Source organism: Comamonas testosteroni (assembly GCF_000761245.1).
GTDB classification, from domain to species: domain Bacteria; phylum Pseudomonadota; class Gammaproteobacteria; order Burkholderiales; family Burkholderiaceae_C; genus Comamonas; species Comamonas testosteroni_C.
This window is the reverse complement of the sequence record NZ_AWOR01000048.1, coordinates 1-16,965: the sequence shown is the minus strand read 5'-3', so window position 1 is coordinate 16,965 and position 16,965 is coordinate 1. Positions and strand designations below refer to the sequence as shown.

Here is a 16,965-nt window from a genome sequence, read left to right as displayed (position 1 = left end):
TCCAGCAGTTGTTTCTATAGTGGTGCTTTCAGCGACGGAAACGCCCATGAGTTCACAGTCGTCACTGCGCACCGCGGTCAGGGCCATGGCCATGTTCGAGGCCACCAAAGGCGTGGCGGCGCTATTGGGGCTGTGGGGCGTGCTGAGTCTGCTGCACCACGATATCCACCGGCTGGTGCTGGAGTTGATCGGCCATATGGGCCTGTCGCCTCAGCAACGCTATCCGGCCCTGCTGCTGCAGGCCGCGGATGCGCTCAACGTCACGCCGGTCAGTACGCTGGTGCTGCTCGGCTGTCTCTATGCTGCCGTGCGCTTCATCGAGGCCTGGGGTCTGTGGCAGGACAAGGCCTGGGGCGAGTGGTTCGGCGTATTGGCCAGCACCGTGTATCTGCCGTTTGAGCTGCTCCATCTGCTGCATCGCAGCAGCTGGCAGGCGATGCTGGTGCTGGTCTTCAATATTGCACTGGTTATGGTGCTGCTGGCCCGGCTCATACAGAAGCGCAGGCAGGGCCTCATCCCTGCAATGGCTGCGGAATAAGCGGGCCGCACGTCCTGTTTGACGCATGGGCGCGCACAATTCGGGCTTTATGCTGCGTTGCAACAAGCTGCAAATTCATGACAGAGCCCTTAGCCTCTCCGATCTCTACCTCGACATCCCCTGCCCGAACCCATGGGCAGGCCTGGCTCAGCGTGATTGCGCTGGCGCTGGGGGCTTTTGTTTTCAATACCAGCGAGTTCGTGCCGGTCGGCCTGCTCAGCAGCATCGGTGCCAGCTATGACATGCCAGTCGAGCAGGTGGGGTTGATGCTCACCATCTATGCCTGGGTGGTGGCGCTGGCCTCGCTGCCCTTCATGCTGCTCACGCGCAAGGTGGAGCGGCGCAAGCTGCTGATGGGCGTGTTCGCGGTGTTCGTGCTCAGCCATCTGCTCTCGGGTGTGGCCTGGAGCTATGCGTCTTTGGTCATCAGCCGCATAGGCATTGCGTTGTCGCATGCGGTGTTCTGGTCCATCACGGCCTCGCTGGCCGTGCGGGTGGCGCCTCCTGGCAGAAAGGCCATGGCGCTGAGCCTGCTGGCCACGGGCACTTCCGTGGCCATGGTGCTGGGCATTCCGCTGGGTCGCATCGTGGGCGAATGGCTGGGTTGGCGCATGACGTTTCTGGCCATCGGTGGGGTGGCGGCGGCGGTGATGCTGGTACTGGGCAAGCTCTTGCCTCTGCTGCCCAGCGAGAACGCAGGCTCCCTGTCCAGTGTGCCCATGCTGTTCAGGCGCCCGGCCCTGGTCGGTATCTATGTGCTGCTGGTGGTGGTGATTACTGGCCAGTTCACGGCCTATAGCTATATCGAGCCCTTTGTGCAGGACACTGCTGGCCACGCCGGTGATGTGACCACGGCCGTGCTGCTGCTGTATGGCGGCATGGGCATTGTGGGCAGTGTGCTGTTCGGCTGGTTCGGTATGCGCTTTCCGCGCGGCTTTCTGCTGGCGTCCATTGGCGTGCTGGCGCTGAGCCTGTTGCTGCTGGTCATGAGTAGCACGCATGTCTGGAGCCTGTATCTGCAAAGCTCGGTCTGGGGCATTGCCATGATCTGCTTTGCGCTGTCCATGCAGTCCAAGGTGCTGAATCTGGCGCCCGATGCCACCGATGTGGCCATGTCCATGTTCTCGGGCATTTTCAATATCGGCATTGGCGGCGGCGCACTGCTGGGCAGCATCGTCAGCCAGCAATGGGGCATGACGCACATCGGTGTGGTGGGCGGCCTGCTGATTGCCATGGGAGGCGCGCTTTGGTTGTTCATGATGCTGAAGCTGGCCGACAGCTTCCGTTTGAAGTCCTAGTTTTGTATACAAAACTGGCCTGACTCTTGCATGGGTGGTTTGTCTCAAACTTTTTAGAGAGGAAACCACCCATGAAAGCGTTTACCGCTACCTTCACCACCATTGCCCTGGCTGTGGTCAGTCTGTCGGCTCAGGCCCAGAGCTCCGTGCAGCTCACCGGCACCATCGACAGCTATGCCGGCTCCATGAAGCTGGCAGGGCAAGAGCGCGTGGCCTCGGTCGGCTCCGGCGGTCTGACCACTTCCTGGTGGGGGGTGAAGGGCGTGGAAGATCTGGGCGGCGGTCTCAAGGCCGACTTCAATATCACCGGCTTTTTCCGTGCCGATACAGGTACCCCCGGCCGTTTCGATGCCGACCCCTTTTTCTCGCGTGATGCCAATGTGGGTCTGGCCGGCAGCTTTGGTCGCGTGAGCCTGGGTCGTGGCCTGGCACCGAACTTCCTGCCCACGGTGCTGACCAATCCGTTTGGCGACTCCTTCACGGTCTCGCCGCTGGTGCTGCATGCCAATATGACGACCTCAGCCTGGGGGACGGACAGCCTGACCACGGCCTCCAACACCGGCTGGAGCAACCAGATCCTGTACTCCACGCCCAGCTTCGGCGGCCTCAAGGCCAATGTGCATTACCAGTTCGGCGAGCAGACCAGCAGCGGCAACAAGGGCAAGAAGAATGTGGGCCTGAACCTGATGTACTCGGGTGGCCCGCTGAGCCTGACCGCGTTCTACGAGCGTGCGCAGATCAACAACCCAGTATCGCTGGCGGTGATGCCGACCAAGAGCAACTGGATGCTGGGCGGCAGCTATGACTTCAGCGTGGCCAAGCTCTATGCCACCTATGGCCAGGCCAAGATCAGCGCCCAGGACCGTGAGAACACCACGTATTCGCTGGGTCTGGACATCCCCGTCAGCGGCACGCCCGGCACCTTCAAGGCCGCGGCTGCACGAACCAAGTCGGAAGTGGGCAACGTCAGCGGCACACGCACCACCGTCAGCCTGGGCTACGACCACTTCCTGTCCAAGCGCACCGATGTCTATGCCGTGGCCATGTATGACCGCGTGAGCATGGATATTCCCAACAAGTCCGGCACCAGCGCCCTGCTGGGTATCCGTCATCGTTTCTGAGAACGGGCTTTGCGTTGCACCAGTTTCATGCATGAGCACCTGGCTTGTGCATGAGACAAGAAAAAAAGTCCTCGCCTGCATAGATGCCGACGAGGACTTTTTCATGCGCTGAAGACGCTTACTCGTCCATCTTCAGGTTCTGCTTTTGCACCACGTTCTTGTAGACGGCCAGCTCTTCGGCCATCTGCTTGGCAAAGGCTTCGGGGGTGTCGGCCATGATGATGGAGCCGCTTTCCTCGATGCGCTTTTTCACGTTGGGGTCCTGCACGGCCTTGCGCACGGCGGCGTTGATCTTGGCAACGACCTCCTTGGGCAGGTTCTTGGGGCCGACGATGCCGTAGTACGCCATGCGGTTGACCTGGGGCAGACCGATTTCCTTGAAGGTCGGCACATCAGGCAGGGCGGCAACGCGCTGGGGGGCGGCGACGACCAGGGCCGTGAGGCGCTTTTCCTTCACAAAGGGCAGGGTGGAGGGCAGGTTGTCAAAAATCAGCGGCACCTGACCGGCCACGGTGTCGTTGAGCGCAGGGCCGGAGCCACGGTAGGGCACGTGGGTCATCTCGGTCTTGGTTTCCAGCTTGAACATTTCCATCATCAGGTGGGTGATGGAGCCCAGACCGGGCGATGCGTAGGAGTACTTGGCGGGATGGTTCTTGATCTCGGCCAGGAAGCTCTTGTAGTCCTTGCCTGCAAACTTGGGATTGGCCGCAATGATGTTGGGCGTGGCCGCAATGTTCACGATGGGCGTGAAGTCGGTGGCCACGTTGTAGGGAATCTTGGGATTGATGGCCGGGTTGGTCGCCGTGGTGGAGACGGTGGCAATGCCGAGGTTGTAGCCATCGGGCGCGGCGCGGGCGGTTTCGGAAGCTCCGATGCTGCCGCCGCCGCCGCCCTTGTTTTCCACCACTACGGACTGACCCAGCTCGCGGCTCAGAGGCTCGGCAATGATGCGGGCGATCAGGTCGGTCGTGCCGCCAGCGGCAAAGGGAACCAGCAGGCGGATGGGCTTGTTGGGATAGGTGCCTTGTGCCTGTGCAGCGCCGCAAAAAGCCATGGCAGCCAGAACGGTGGCTGTGAACTTGAACATCAATGTCTCCTTGGAAAGTGTGATTGGCAGTGCATCTCTGGTGAAATCGCCTGCGGTTTTTGGGGCTTGGGCCCTCTTTTGTTGTCAGGAGGTTGCTTTGGCCGTGAAGGCCTCAAACCACTCCTTGCTCATGCAACGCAGCAATGGCGTTGTCATCAAGTCCGAATTCGCGCAGCACCTCATCGGTGTGCTGGCCGAGGGCTGGCGGGGCGTTGCGGTAAGTCACCGGCGTGGCCGACAGACGTATGGGGTTGGCGACGGTGGCGATATGGCCAATGCCGTCACAGGCGTTGCGCGGCAAGCTTTTCTGAATGCCGCGTGCCTTGACCTGAGGGTCTTCAAAGGCCTGGGCAATGGTGTTGATGGGGCCGCATGGCACGGCTTTGTCTTCCAGCAGCGCAATCCAGTCAGCCGTGCTGCGCTGAAGCATCTGTGGCTTCATCAACTCCAGCAGTGCCGCACGGTTATGTACACGGGCTGTATTGGTGGCAAAGCGTGCATCCAGGGCCCAGCCGTCTTGCCCGATGGCCGCGCAAAAGCGCGCGAACTGACCGTCATTGCCGATGGCCAGCAGCACATTGCCGTCCAATGTCGCAAAGTCTTGATAGGGAGCGAGGCTGGGGTGGGTATTGCCGGCGCGGCCCGGCGCCTGGCCGGTGGCCAGAAAACCTGCAGCCTGGTTGGCCAGCACAGCCATGCCCACATCCAGTAGCGCCATATCGATGTACTGGCCCTGACCGGTGCCGTTTCTCGCATTGTCGCGGGCGTTGAGTGCAGCCAGGATGGCATTGCTGGCATAGAGCCCCGTGAACACGTCGATCACGGCCACGCCGACCTTGAGCGGGCCTCCGCCGGGTTCGCCATCGGCATGGCCGGTGATGCTCATCAGGCCGCACATGGCCTGCACCATGAGGTCATAGCCGGCGCGCTCGGCATAAGGGCCGTCCTGGCCGAAGCCTGTGATGGAGCAGTACACCAGGCGCGGGTTCAACACCTTGAGACTCTCATAGTCCAGACCGTATTGCGCGAGTCCTCCGGTCTTGAAGTTCTCCACCACCACATCGGCCTCTTGCGCCATGCGCTGCAGCAGTGCCCGGCCTTCGGGGTGTGCCATGTCCACGGTGAGGCTGCGCTTGTTGCGGTTGCAGGCCGTGAAGTAGCTGGCCTCGCGCGTATCGTTGGCCCTATCGTCCTTGAGAAAAGGAGGGCCCCAGTGGCGCGTATCGTCGCCAGCAACCGGGCGCTCCACCTTGACCACATCGGCCCCTAGATCGGCCAGCATCTGCGTGGCCCATGGACCTGCCAGCACGCGCGACAGATCCAGCACCTTGATGCCTGCCAATGCGCCTGTGGGAGTGGATGCGGATGCGTTCATGTGGGGAATCTAAGAACTATGAAAACAGAAGCTGCTTGCGCTGTATTGGCATGGGCTTTGATCGAAAAACTATTCACAACCCATGCGAATCAAGCGGTAGAAGCTAACAAATAGATAGCGGAAGGGTTTTTATTGCTGGAGGCCGGCACCGCCCCTTTCGCAAGGGGGAACGAGCAAGGGCCGTCCCGCAGCGAGGTTCCCGTCCCCCTCCGGCGCGAAGCGCCAGAGAGGGGGAAGCGGCATAGCCGCTCAGGGGGAGTTAATTAGCAAACGCCGCAATACCGGTCTGGGCACGGCCCAGGATCAGCGCATGCACATCGTGCGTGCCTTCGTAGGTGTTGACCACCTCCAGGTTCACCAGGTGGCGGGCCACACCGAACTCGTCGCTGATGCCGTTGCCGCCCAGCATGTCGCGCGCCATGCGGGCGATGTCCAGCGACTTGCCGCAGTTGTTGCGCTTGACCAGAGAGGTGATCTCGATCACGTTCTGGTGCTCGTCCTTCATGCGGCCCACGCGCAGCGCGGCTTGCAGGCCCAGCGTGATTTCGGTCTGCATATCGGCCAGCTTCTTCTGGATCAGCTGGTTGGCGGCCAGGGGGCGGCCGAACTGCTTGCGGTCCAGCGTGTACTGACGGGCGGTGTGCCAGCAGTCTTCTGCCGCACCCAGTGCGCCCCAGGCAATGCCGAAGCGGGCGCTGTTCAGGCAGGTGAACGGGCCCTTGAGGCCGCGCACCTCGGGGAAGGCGTTTTCTTCGGGGCAGAACACATCGTCCATCACGATTTCACCGGTGATGGAGGCGCGCAGGCCCACCTTGCCGTGGATGGCGGGGGCGGACAGACCCTTCATGCCCTTTTCCAGCACAAAGCCGCGGATCTGGCCCACAGTGCCGTCCTCGGAGACTTCCTTGGCCCAGACCACGAACACGTCGGCCACGGGGCTGTTGGTGATCCACATCTTGTTGCCCTTGAGGCGATAGCCGCCGTCGACCTTGTAGGCGCGTGTGGCCATGGAGCCAGGGTCGGAGCCGTGGTCGGGCTCGGTCAGGCCGAAGCAGCCGATGAACTCGCCCGAAGCCAGCTTGGGCAGGTATTTCATCTTCTGCGCTTCGGTGCCGAACTCGTTGATGGGTACCATCACCAGAGACGATTGCACGGAGGCCATGGAACGATAGCCCGAATCAACACGCTCGATCTCGCGCGCCACCAGACCGTAGCTCACATAGTTCAAGCCCGCGCCACCGTATTGCGTGGGGATGGTGGGACCCAGCAGGCCCAACTCGCCCATCTCGCGGAAGATGCTGATGTCCACCGACTCATTGCGGAACATGGCTTGCACGCGGGGCTTGAGCTTGTCCTGGCAGTAATCGCGCGCTGCGTCGCGGATCATGCGCTCGTCTTCGGTCAGTTGCTGGTCGAGCTGGAAGCAGTCGTCCCACTGGTAGCCATTGGCCATGTTCATCTCCTGAATGCAAGGTGTCGGGTTGCAGGCGCATTTCCGCCTGAGTGCTTGCACACATATTAGGTTTGCAGAACAGGGGCTGGCAAACGATGAATAATCATCTACGGATGAGTAAAACGCATGTATAAATGAATTATTCAGGGTTTTCCCATTGTTTTTAGATTGATTGATGCGTTCTAAGCACAAGAGATATGCGCAGAGTTCTCCCTTCCACCCAGGCCCTAGCCTGCTTTGAATCGGCCGCCCGCCATATCAGCTACACCAAGGCTGCACAGGAGCTGTCGCTGACGCAAAGTGCCGTCTCGCGCCAGATCATTGCGCTGGAGGAGTTTGTGGGCGTGGCCCTGTTCAAGCGCACGCGCCACGGCGTGCTGCTCACCGATGCGGGCCTGCATTACGCCAAGCAGGTGGGACGCTGGCTGCAGGGGCTGGAGCGTGACACGCTGGATCTGATGAGCCATCAGGGCGAGGGGGGCCCCATCAATCTGGCGGCCGTCCCCACCTTTGCCACACGCTGGTTGCTGCCACGTCTGCCGCAGCTGGCCCAGCAGCATCCTGACATCACAGTGCACATCGATGTGCAGACCCGGCCGTTTCTGTTTGCCGACACCGTGTTTGACGCGGCCCTGTATGCGGGCACGCCCGAGCAGGTGGCGCGCTGGCCCGGCGTGCAGGCGCAGTGGCTGATGGACGAAGAGGTCGTTCCCGTGTGCAGCCCGCAACTGCTGGCCACGGCCCAGCAGCGTGATCCGGGCCGCGCTTGGCTGCCGGTGGGCCCCGAGGTGATTGCGCGCCTGCCGCTGCTGCAGCAAAGCACGCGCCCCCAGGGCTGGCGCCAGTGGTTCGACGCGATGCATGTCGATGCGCCGCGGGCGCTCGACGGCATGCGGCTCGAACTGTTTTCCATGCTGGCCGTGGCTGCCAGCCAGGGTCTGGGCGTGGCGCTGATCCCGCCCATGCTGATCGAGCAGGAGATTGCGCGTGGCGATCTCATCGTCGCCTGCCCCCAGCCGCTGCGCGGCAACCGCGCCTATTACCTGGTCACGCCTGCGCTGGCGACCGAGGCACAACCGTCGCCGGCGCTACGCGTGTTCAGCCAGTGGCTGCAGGGCCGCGCACAGGATGTTCGTGGTGGAAAAACAGAGTGAGTGAACTGGCTGCGTCATGCCTTTTTTAAGGCGAAGCTTGAAGCGCTGATGAGTAGTAGTACATCGGCAGCGATGCGCCGCATCCAGTGGTCGCTGCTCTTGAGGGCTGGCTCGGTAAAGGCTCTGCCGAAGGTGGGGCGCACAATCTGTGCGTAATTGAGGCTGCCCAGAATAATGGTCAGCAAAGCAACGGCAGCGATGTCTTGACGTAGCAATCCCGCGGCCTGACCTTCCTCAATCAAGGCCACGCTCTGAAGCAAAAAGATCTCTAGCGGCCGGGTATGAGCCTGTTCAATGCGCTCGGAGTTATCCAACAGCTCGCGAGTAATGAGTTTGAAGCCTGCAGGGCGGGCCTGCATCCATTCGATCTGCAGCAAGATGAAGGCCTGCAAGCGCTGCTGCAGCAGATCCTCGGACTGGACGCCTTGCTCCATGCGCTGCATCAGCTCGTGTGCCTGAGCCTCGAGCACGGTGCGATACAGCACTTCCTTGCTGGGAAAGTGGTGTAGAAGGCCGGGGTTGCCAATCTGGCAGTCCCGCGCAATGGCCGATAGTGATGCCCCCTGAAATCCGTGGTCGGCGAAATGCTGTTCGGCACGATCCAGAATCAGTTCTTTACGAGAGAGCGGTTTGCAGGGCATCCGGTGATTATAGAAATGGGAGGGCACAGGCCGGAGGGCGGCGCGTGTGCTGTGGCTCGTTGAGTTGATGGCCTGCTCTTGTCCCGCCCAGTACGGTGCGCGTAGTTGGCGCTTGAGCAGCTTGCCTGATTCCGTGCGCGGTAGTCCATCTGCTTTGCGGTGGCCTTCGGGGGAGGTTGGTGACGACGCCTGCAACTTCAGTCGGTCCACAGATCTGTGAAAAATCGCAGTTAAATCGCTGCATGGCTGCTTACAGCACGGGTTCGGTGATGGGGGGCTCCATAAGCGATGAGTTTGAGCTGGCTGAAATCAAGGTCAGTATTGGCAGGCAGGCTGGCTGGGTCAGCAGGAAGCTGATCATGGCAAGTGCCGGGAGTACATGCGAGATCGACTGCTCGGACAGCCGTTGGTGTTCGGGATCGGCACCATCTGTCGTCGAGATGCGCAGTCCTGACGAAGTACTGCGAGCGCCGATACGGTCCAGAAACTGCGTGTCGATGATCAGCACGCGGGCGTCTGAATCTTCAAGCACAAAGCGCAGCTCATCCACGCTGAAGCGACCAGCTGATCGGCATGCCAACGGAGCCGATCTTCACGCAGGCAAGAATCAGCTGAGCAAAATCAATCTGGCTCTTGCTCAGCAAAGCAACCCGGTCCTGCGATCCCACCCCCAGTGATTTCAGCGCATTCGCCAACTGGTTGGTCTGGCGGTTCATCTCCGCAAAGCTGATAGCTCGGAGGCCGGCAGTGACCAGGGCGGTTTGCAGGGATTGCTCTTTGCTGCATTAAGCAGTCGATCAGATTCTGGGCGCTCATGGCTTGCCTCGTGAAATGCTGTGTGGGTCTCAGCAGGTGGTCGTGGCTCAACCTAACGCAGCGGCACATGCAGAGAAAAGGGGTCAGCTAGTGGTGGTCTTCACAGGCTTGTGGGTCTGAGGGCTGGGCTGGAGCGAGTCCAGCTGTTGTTTGAGCTGTGTGTGAAAGCGGGGCGCGCTGTACTCGAAAGAGCCAAAGGTGAGACTGTCATTGGCGCCTGAGGCCAAGCCGGCCTGTATGGACTCTGCGAGGGCGTAGTCTTCGGCCAGAGTCCGGCGGTACAGGTCCACGTTGGCGTTCCAGTACGCCGCAGCCTTGTCCGTAGCGGGCTCGGACGGAATCAGCGTGATTTCATGAATCCGGGTGCGAGAGGCGCTGAGCGGCTCCAGGTAGCTGAGCTGCCCGTGGTCGGGCTGGACCAGGATCATCGTGTTGGGAAAGAAGTAGTAAGTCAGGTTGCCGTACTTGCGCGGCTCGAAGCCGTTTGCCTCGGGTTGCTCTTTTGGAAAGCGGGACTTGATGAGGTACAAGCGTCGGTGCAGGTCAAATTCGTCCACCAGTTGCAGGTTGTTCATGAACATGTGGGCAATGGTCTGGCGGTGCGCAACCTTGAAGTGATAGGCTTCAAAGATGCCATCTGTCAGCAGCTTCCAGTTGGCGTTGACTTCGAGCGAGCGCTGTGCATAGGACACGGGGGAGTGGAGCCCGTCCAGCGACTCCAGGTTCTCCATGAGTGGGCCCAGGTGTGTGCCGATATCTCTGATGGGTGATGTGGGGTCCAGCACCACCCAGATGACGCCGCCTCGCTCTACGGCAGCCAGCCTTTTGAGACCGGACGTCTCTTTCTTCAGGCGTGGGAAGCCAAAGGAGTCGGGAACACCTCGCAAGTCGCCATCGGGCTGGTAAGTCCATGCGTGGTAGGGACAGATGAAGGCTCGTGCTTCGGTGCCGCTGCCCTCGGCCACAACGCGTGCGCCGCGGTGGCGACAGACGTTCAAGAAAGCGTGGACGGCTCCGTCGGATTGCCTGACCAACAGCAGCGGAACATCAAATGGAGTCAGCGACAGCCAGGCGCCGGGCGTGGGAATGGATGAGCTACCGGCCACGGGCTGGGGAAACTGGCGCAACAGGCGCAGCTCCTGCGTGGTCTGCTCGTCGCTGGTGTATTGGGAGACTGCGACCTGCCCGCCCTGTGTGTCGGCGTCGGCCAGTCCGGTTTGCATGGCACGTGTGGCGCGGCGGTGAAGCTCGTTTGCAAAATTGGTATTCATTCCTCTGGCTCCTTCCAATCCATGTGATGTTTGGGTGATTCCTTGATGCAAGTCTATGAACCGACTGATCAGTCAGTCAATGGGGCTAATGAGGTCTTTGGAGCCTATGGTTTCCTCGGCCCTGTCTGTTGGTTTGGCGCTCGTATGAATCAACGGACAAGTTCGGGGCGAATGGAGCGCATCAGCTGCAATACAGCTTTGACCTCAAAGCCGTAGCGGTATGAATAGCAAATGGCTTATTTCAGGTAAAAACAGCTTCTAGAGCAGCCAGCAAAGCGCTGGCTGCTATGAATTTTTGCAGTGGAGAGTCGAATCATGTCATTCAGCCAAAGTCTGTGGAATGCCAACCAGGCGCTGTTTCAAAGTACCTTGGAGCTGCCCTTCAACCAGGAGCTGGCGGCCGGCACGCTGAGCCGGGAGCGCTTTTGCCACTACATGATTCAGGATGCGCACTACCTCGTTGCGTATGGCCGCGCGCTGGCCGTGACGGCGGCCAAATCCGATAACGCCGAAGGCGTGGTGCAGTTTGCCAATGCTGCCAATGAGGCCGTGGTGGTGGAGCGCGCCTTGCATGGCGGCTTCATGCGTGAATTCGGCGTGACGCCCGAGCAGTTTGCAGCCACGCCGCTGACGCCGGCCTGCCATCACTACACCAGCTATCTGCTGGCCACGGCCTGGAGCGCCACTTACCCGGTGGCCGTGGCCGCGCTGCTGCCCTGCTTCTGGATCTATGCCGAGGTGGGGCGCGACATTCATGCGCGCTCGGCCAAAGACAATCCTTATCAGGCCTGGGTGGACACCTATGCCAGCGAGGAGTTTCATGCGGCGGTGCGCGGCGTCTGCGCCACGGTGGATCGCCTGGCCGAGGAGGCCACCGAGACCACGCGCACGGCCATGCATGCAGCCTACAAGGATGCGGCCCGGCTGGAATGGCAGTTCTGGGACAGTGCCTATCGCCTGGCCGATTGGCAAGGGCCACTGCGCTGAGAGCTTGGTGGCTCCGATGGGGTGTTGATTAAAAAATAATCAGCTCCCCGATTGTCCTGCGCTGACAAGGACTTAGCTCGCTTATTCAAGGCGTTGCCGGGGTTTGTCCACAAGCTTGTAGCGATTTACTGGGGAGAACTGCTCTGCAGCCCAATTCAGGCCTGCCTGAGCTGCTATGAAATGCAGATTTGGCAGGTTTTGAGCGACCCGGGGTGTGATTTGCTTAAAATTTAAGCATGCTTTCAAAAGTCTTTTGAGAACAATGGCTTGACTGGCTTATCCCGTTGAGTGCTTGACTTTGTCCACAAGCTTGTCGTGGTCGAATGGGGATATCCCGATGCGATGTGCGGCGCAACCAGCGAAAGGGAGGAAATTGAAAAGTCGACATACCGGGCCATAGTTCTTGCCTCCATGGCGATTCCTGTGATGGGCCTGTACTTGGATTCCTATTTCACGCTGCTCCCGGCGAGTCTGAAGTCGATTCATGACAGCACGGCGCACTTCGGTGGCAGCAGCCGCTACCCGCCCGGGCTATGGTAGGCCATGGCAGTGCTGACGGTGATCGCATGGGTCTCTTTTTACGGCCAGCTGTTCTTCAGGAACTGGGCGCCGAGTCTTGCCATTTCTGCAGCACTGACCGGCGTGGCGCTCTCCTGCTTCACGGGGCCGGTTTTGCAATCGGGGCTGGGCCGCGCCTTCGCTGATGCGGGCAGCATGTTGAGCGGTATGGCACTGATCCTGCCTTAATCCTGCCTTATGCCTGTGCTGAAGTGCGTGCTCTTTTCTGGCCGGAAGCCGCCGCAGCGACTGTCGATACGGCTGGCCATCAGGCCGCTGCGGCTGGGTCAGTTTGAGTCATGGGTTTAATGCTTGCCTGCTTCGACCAGGTGATCAATCAGCGCCCTCACCTTGAGCGGCAGGTGGCGCGAGGGCATATACAGTGCATAAGCGGTGCGCGGCGCGTAATTGCCCGTCAGTTGCCAGTCGGGCAGAACCTGTACCAGCGCGCCACTGTGCAACACAGCCTGGGCGGCAAAGTCTGCCACCAGGCCTATGCCCTGGTGCTGCAGCGCCAGATTGATGATTCCGGTGCTGCTGTCCATGGACAAAGGAGAGTGAACGGCGACTTCGGTCGCGACAGGCACCGAGCTGCGATCTTGGCCGTGTACCCATTGCAGCCGGTTCTGGAAGTCGCCATAGCCCAACGTGATGCATGCCACGCCATGCTCGCGGCCCAGCTCCTGCGGGTGCTTGGGGGGCTTGATCAGGCCCTTGAGGTAGGCCGGCGAGGCCACGGCGATGTAGCGCACTTGGCGCAGCTCGCGCGCCACCATATGCGGCGGCAGCTGTTCGGGCCGGGTCAGGCGAATGGCCAGGTCCAGGCCTTGCTGAGCCAGGTCCTGCATCTGATCGCTGAGGCTGACGGCGACCTCGAGCTCGGGCCATTGGCGGCGCAGGGCGGGCAGCTGTGCGCTGAGCCAGATTTCCCCAAAGATGGTCGGCGCCGTCAGTCGCACCGTGCCGCGCGGCACGCCGCTGTAATGGCCGGCAATGGCGTGGATATCGCTGGCGGTCTGAGCCAGCTGGCTGCAGGCGGCATAGATCTCGGCACCCAGCTCGGTCAGGGACAGGGAGCGGGTCGTGCGATGCAGCAGCCGCACGCCCCAATGGGCTTCCAGTCGGCCCACGCTGCGGCTGACGGCCGAGGTGGTCAGATCCAGTTGCCGCGCGGCGGCGGCAAAGCTGCGCAGATCCACCACCTTGGCGAAAACCAGCATTTCAGGAAGCAGGCCGGGCTCTGTGCTCATGGTTCAGTTTGATTGTTGATCTCTGGGTAATAGTAAGTGGAATAAAGCTTTATTGATGCATGAATGTGATTGATGGACGATGCCATCATGACTTCTCAGACCTCTTCTTCTTTGCAGGCGCTGGCTTCCAAGCCGGTTGTGGCCGCCACCTCGCCATCCAATGCAGCAGCTGGCGGCAACTGGCGCATGGTGCTGGCCATGGCGCTTTCCGGAACCATCGGCCTGCTGGTGTTGGAGAGCGGCCTGCCCGTGCTGTGGGTGGTGTGGTTGCGTTGTCTGCTCGGCGGCCTCGGGCTGGCAGCCTGGGTGCTTTGGTCGGGCCAGTGGTCCAGGCCGAGCTGGCGCGAGAGCGGCTGGCTGCTGCTGGGGGCGGTGGCGCTCATCGTCAATTGGCTGTGCCTGTTTCGTGCCTATGAATACAGCGGCATTGCCATCGCCACGGTGGTCTATCACGTGCAGCCCTTCTTGCTGTTGCTGCTGGCCGCTCTGTTGCAGGGCGAGCCTCTGCCGCTCAGCCGGCTGCCCTGGCTGGTACTGGCGCTGATCGGCGTGGGCTTGAGCAGCGGCCTGGTCGGGCTGTCTGAGCAGCAGGCGTCGCAAGGGCAATCCTTGGGCATTGTGCTGGCACTGTTGGCAGCCGGTCTTTATGCCATGGCCACCCTGGCCACCCAGCGGCTCAGGCGGCTTGCGCCGGCGCAGATCGCGATGCTGCAGATGCTGGTGGGGGCGCTGAGCTTGCTGCCCTGGGTGTGGGAGCTGCGCGCCCAGGCACTCTTCAGTCCCAAGGCCTGGAGTGCGGTGCTGGTGCTGGGCCTGGTGCATACGGCCTGGATGTACACGCTGATGTACACGGCATTTCAAAGATTGCAGGCACAGGCGATCGCCGGTCTGTCCTTTATTTACCCCGTCATGGCTTTGCTGGTGGACTTGCTCTGGTTTGGTGCCAAGCCGCAGCCGGTGCAGTGGCTGGGGATGGTACTGGTTCTGGGGGCGCTTGCAGCCTACAGGCGTAGCGAGCGTAAAAGTTAGTCAAAAATAGCTGCCAGCGTTTATGAATCAAGTACTAGCAGCTATTGTTTTAGATCCAGGGAGTAATCGCCAGCACCAGAGGCATCAGCACAGCCGTGGCCACGCCGTTCAAGCCCATGGCCAGGGCGGAGAACGCAGCGGCTGTGGGGTTGAGCTGAATGGCGCGTGCCGTGCCAATTGCATGGGCCGTGAGTCCGATGGCAAAGCCCTGCACCGCCGGATCCTTGAGACGCAGTACGCGGCACAGCAGCGGCGCCATCATGGTGCCGCTGATGCCGGTAATGGCCACCGCTACGGCAGCTAGCGAGGGTGTTCCGCCGAAGCGCTCGGCCATGGGCAGGGCGATGGGAATGGTGGCCGACTTGGGGGCCACGGCGATCAGCGTGGCTTGGGAGCCGCCGAAAGCCCAGGCAATGCCCAGAGCTGAAAACAGTGCGACCAGACAGCCCACCAGCAGTGCCACGCTGATGGGCAGCCACAGCTGGCTGATGCGTTCGCGCTGGGCGTACAGCGGGATGGCCAGTGCCACGGTGGCCGGCCCTATCATCAGGCCCAGCAGGGATACGCCGCTGCGGTAGGTGGCATAAGGCGTGCCCGTGATCATCAGAATGGCGACGATGACCACCACGCCCGTAAACACCGGTATCAACAGGGGGCGGTTACCGCTTTTTCTGTAGACGGCCATGGCCGCCATATAGACCAGCATAGTCAGCACCAGCCAGGGCAGGGGCGAGCCTTCGGCAAGGCTCAGCCAGGTGGTGTGCAGACGCTCAAGCAGTGAGGTGCTCATACGTTGGCCTCCTGCTTTGCGGCGGACTCCTCATCCGGCTTGCGAGTGCGCTGGCGCTGCAGGCAGAGGCGGAAGGTGAGGGCGGTTGCGGTGAATGTGATGGCCGCGCCGGCAATGCAGGCCAGCACAAACGGCAGCCATTCGCGGCGCAGATGGTCGAATTCCAGCATCACGCCCGCAATGACGGGGATGAAAAGCAGCATCATGTTCTGCAACAGCACCTGAGCCGTGTCTTCCAGTGTCTTGGGTAGACGTTTGTAAAACAGCAGGCCCAGCAGCAAAAGCAGGGTGCCGATCAGCGCACCGGGCAGAGGCAAGCCCGTAAAGCGGGCCAGGAACTCACCCAGTAGCTGGAAGGCGAAAAGTACAGCAAGCGCATACAGCATAAAGGTGGTCAGCTCCTGAATAATGAGTTGGCAGCCTGTTGCCAGGCTGCCAACTCTGTGAGGGTGGGGTATAGCTCGGGTGAATAAAGGTAAAGCAGGCAGGTAACTATTGCGTGTCGCTGATGACAGGTTTATCTTGGATCTCAGGCGCTTCGTAGCCGAAGCGGCCAGTCATCGCACGAGCTTAGGAGAAGTCACCATGCAAACCGCAGTCTATCGCGCACCTGTGTATGAACCTACGGTCGATGAATTGGAAACGCTCAAGAAGCTGGAGCTGGGCGAGGATGTCTCCCTGTGGTCGGCCGCCAAGGAGTATCTCTCCAGGCGCCTGCTGGAGCGGGGGCTGGTGGAGCAGGACGCAGAAAAGCACTGGCATATCACCGAGTCGGGGCGACTAGTGATCCGGCGTCAGCTCTGAAAATCATCAAGGGTTAACCCTTTGGTTGCAATTGCCTGATTTGGAGGCAACCTACCTTTCAACCCATAAGTACAAGGGCTTGTGTGCTGTTATCACCAGGATTTCACCGGATATCCACAATAATGTCCACATGATCTGTGGAAAAAGGCGCTGTCATGGACAGCGCTTTTTTTGTGGCTTGACTCAAGCCTGGGTTGCTCGGATTGACAGCAAAGGATCTCGTTGACAGTACAAGCACAGCGATGCTCAAAAGGCATTTCTCAGAGAGAAATGACCCTGGTGACCTGCTATGTGCTAAAGGATTGAAGCGAATGGATGTTTGCCAGATGGGGCGATGCTCTCGATGCCAAGCATGGCATTGCAAGACATAGGTCCGCACCAGATTGTGCAAAGTTATGCACAGTGACTGTGCAACTTCGAAAAAATGAGCGAGCAAGAGAGATCCTGCCTTATCCCGGCAAGGGAAAGGCATGCGGCTGTGGCGTAATTGATGCGCCTGCTTTTCGCGTGGAGAACGGAAGGCTGGATGGAGCGAAGCTGCCTTCTCGGCTTGGGTATGTAGTGCCGGATTGGACCGGAACGCCCTGCTGTGGGGGATTTCAATTCCCAGCTCTCACCCTGGAGGGATGCGGATTGTATTCGATATTTAGGCGCAAAAAACTGTCGTGGCGTTCCTTTGGAACAAAACGCGTTGCGCCCACGATGTCGACATGGGGGGCGAAGCTGAGTCGCTTTGTCAGCAGGTACTCTGCTTGGTGTCTATCAGTGCTGAGTGGCTGCGTATTTGAAGAGC

General features: G+C 60.6%; 19 protein-coding genes. 8 read left to right on the top strand and 11 right to left on the bottom strand.

The genetic code is table 11. The features are described 5' to 3' along the window. Positions 1 to 46 precede the first annotated feature (46 nt). The 3 genes from P353_RS13970 (at position 47) to P353_RS13960 (ending at position 2,957) form a co-directional block, all read left to right on the top strand. Positions 47 to 538 carry a DUF2127 domain-containing protein gene (locus P353_RS13970; protein ID WP_034370362.1) on the top strand — a complete coding sequence of 164 codons (492 nt, stop codon included), beginning with the start codon at positions 47 to 49 and terminating at the stop codon, positions 536 to 538. Between the two features lie 77 nt (positions 539 to 615). After that, positions 616 to 1,836 carry a sugar transporter gene (locus P353_RS13965; RefSeq protein WP_034370360.1) on the top strand — a complete coding sequence of 407 codons (1,221 nt, stop codon included), beginning with the start codon at positions 616 to 618 and terminating at the stop codon, positions 1,834 to 1,836. Between the two features lie 71 nt (positions 1,837 to 1,907). Continuing rightward, positions 1,908 to 2,957 carry a porin gene (locus P353_RS13960; protein ID WP_034370357.1) on the top strand — a complete coding sequence of 350 codons (1,050 nt, stop codon included), beginning with the start codon at positions 1,908 to 1,910 and terminating at the stop codon, positions 2,955 to 2,957. 118 nt (positions 2,958 to 3,075) lie between these two features. Here P353_RS13960 and P353_RS13955 read toward each other — a convergent pair whose 3' ends face one another. The 3 genes from P353_RS13955 to P353_RS13945 form a co-directional block, all read right to left on the bottom strand. Further along, entirely contained in the window at positions 3,076 to 4,044 is a 969-nt protein-coding gene (locus tag P353_RS13955; protein WP_034370354.1) for a tripartite tricarboxylate transporter substrate binding protein BugE, read from the bottom strand. Between the two features lie 112 nt (positions 4,045 to 4,156). Next, entirely contained in the window at positions 4,157 to 5,419 is a 1,263-nt protein-coding gene (locus P353_RS13950; RefSeq protein WP_034370351.1) for a CaiB/BaiF CoA transferase family protein, read from the bottom strand. A 259-nt stretch (positions 5,420 to 5,678) separates the two neighbouring features. Further along, positions 5,679 to 6,872, bottom strand: coding sequence for an acyl-CoA dehydrogenase (locus tag P353_RS13945; RefSeq protein ID WP_034370583.1), 1,194 nt, complete (start codon positions 6,870 to 6,872; stop codon positions 5,679 to 5,681). A gap of 197 nt (positions 6,873 to 7,069) precedes the next feature. Here P353_RS13945 and P353_RS13940 point away from each other — a divergent pair, with 197 nt between their 5' ends. Next, positions 7,070 to 8,026 carry a LysR family transcriptional regulator gene (locus tag P353_RS13940; protein WP_034370348.1) on the top strand — a complete coding sequence of 319 codons (957 nt, stop codon included), beginning with the start codon at positions 7,070 to 7,072 and terminating at the stop codon, positions 8,024 to 8,026. A gap of 14 nt (positions 8,027 to 8,040) precedes the next feature. Here the strand turns inward: P353_RS13940 and P353_RS13935 are convergent, their stop codons facing one another. The 4 genes from P353_RS13935 to P353_RS13925 form a co-directional block, all read right to left on the bottom strand. Next, complete coding sequence (locus P353_RS13935) at positions 8,041 to 8,877, bottom strand: TetR/AcrR family transcriptional regulator (RefSeq protein WP_157839594.1); 837 nt, start codon at positions 8,875 to 8,877, stop codon at positions 8,041 to 8,043. Between the two features lie 40 nt (positions 8,878 to 8,917). Then, a complete protein-coding gene (locus tag P353_RS13930) occupies positions 8,918 to 9,217 on the bottom strand; it encodes a hypothetical protein (protein WP_034370342.1) in 300 nt (99 codons plus the stop codon). Next, on the bottom strand, positions 9,210 to 9,422 hold the full coding sequence (locus P353_RS28130; RefSeq protein WP_269799965.1) for an AMP-binding protein: 213 nt from the start codon (positions 9,420 to 9,422) through the stop codon (positions 9,210 to 9,212). Before P353_RS28130 ends, P353_RS13930 begins: the two co-directional genes overlap by 8 nt. Positions 9,423 to 9,566: 144 nt before the next feature. Next, positions 9,567 to 10,754, bottom strand: coding sequence for an aromatic ring-hydroxylating oxygenase subunit alpha (locus P353_RS13925; protein WP_034370339.1), 1,188 nt, complete (start codon positions 10,752 to 10,754; stop codon positions 9,567 to 9,569). A gap of 315 nt (positions 10,755 to 11,069) precedes the next feature. On the opposite strand from P353_RS13925, the gene tenA reads away from it, so the two are divergent. Then, on the top strand, positions 11,070 to 11,741 hold the full coding sequence (tenA, locus tag P353_RS13920) for a thiaminase II (RefSeq protein ID WP_034370336.1): 672 nt from the start codon (positions 11,070 to 11,072) through the stop codon (positions 11,739 to 11,741). A gap of 543 nt (positions 11,742 to 12,284) precedes the next feature. Further along, entirely contained in the window at positions 12,285 to 12,488 is a 204-nt protein-coding gene (locus P353_RS29930) for a hypothetical protein (protein ID WP_232776505.1), read from the top strand. 116 nt (positions 12,489 to 12,604) lie between these two features. On the opposite strand, the gene P353_RS13905 is transcribed toward P353_RS29930, so the two are convergent. Then, entirely contained in the window at positions 12,605 to 13,549 is a 945-nt protein-coding gene (locus P353_RS13905) for a LysR family transcriptional regulator (RefSeq protein ID WP_034370330.1), read from the bottom strand. 87 nt (positions 13,550 to 13,636) lie between these two features. Here P353_RS13905 and P353_RS13900 point away from each other — a divergent pair, with 87 nt between their 5' ends. After that, the gene (locus P353_RS13900) at positions 13,637 to 14,578 is read left to right on the top strand and encodes a DMT family transporter (RefSeq protein ID WP_232776503.1); all 942 of its coding nucleotides are present in this window, start codon (positions 13,637 to 13,639) and stop codon (positions 14,576 to 14,578) included. 49 nt (positions 14,579 to 14,627) lie between these two features. Here the strand turns inward: P353_RS13900 and P353_RS13895 are convergent, their stop codons facing one another. Continuing rightward, entirely contained in the window at positions 14,628 to 15,368 is a 741-nt protein-coding gene (locus tag P353_RS13895) for an LrgB family protein (RefSeq protein WP_034370327.1), read from the bottom strand. Then, positions 15,365 to 15,754, bottom strand: coding sequence for a CidA/LrgA family protein (locus P353_RS13890; RefSeq protein WP_034370325.1), 390 nt, complete (start codon positions 15,752 to 15,754; stop codon positions 15,365 to 15,367). The genes P353_RS13895 and P353_RS13890 overlap by 4 nt, the downstream gene beginning before the upstream one ends. A gap of 199 nt (positions 15,755 to 15,953) precedes the next feature. Here P353_RS13890 and P353_RS13885 point away from each other — a divergent pair, with 199 nt between their 5' ends. After that, the gene (locus tag P353_RS13885) at positions 15,954 to 16,172 is read left to right on the top strand and encodes a hypothetical protein (RefSeq protein ID WP_003052696.1); all 219 of its coding nucleotides are present in this window, start codon (positions 15,954 to 15,956) and stop codon (positions 16,170 to 16,172) included. A 599-nt stretch (positions 16,173 to 16,771) separates the two neighbouring features. On the opposite strand, the gene P353_RS29925 is transcribed toward P353_RS13885, so the two are convergent. Then, on the bottom strand, positions 16,772 to 16,965 hold a 194-nt coding region (locus P353_RS29925; RefSeq protein WP_232776501.1), incomplete at its 5' end, for a hypothetical protein.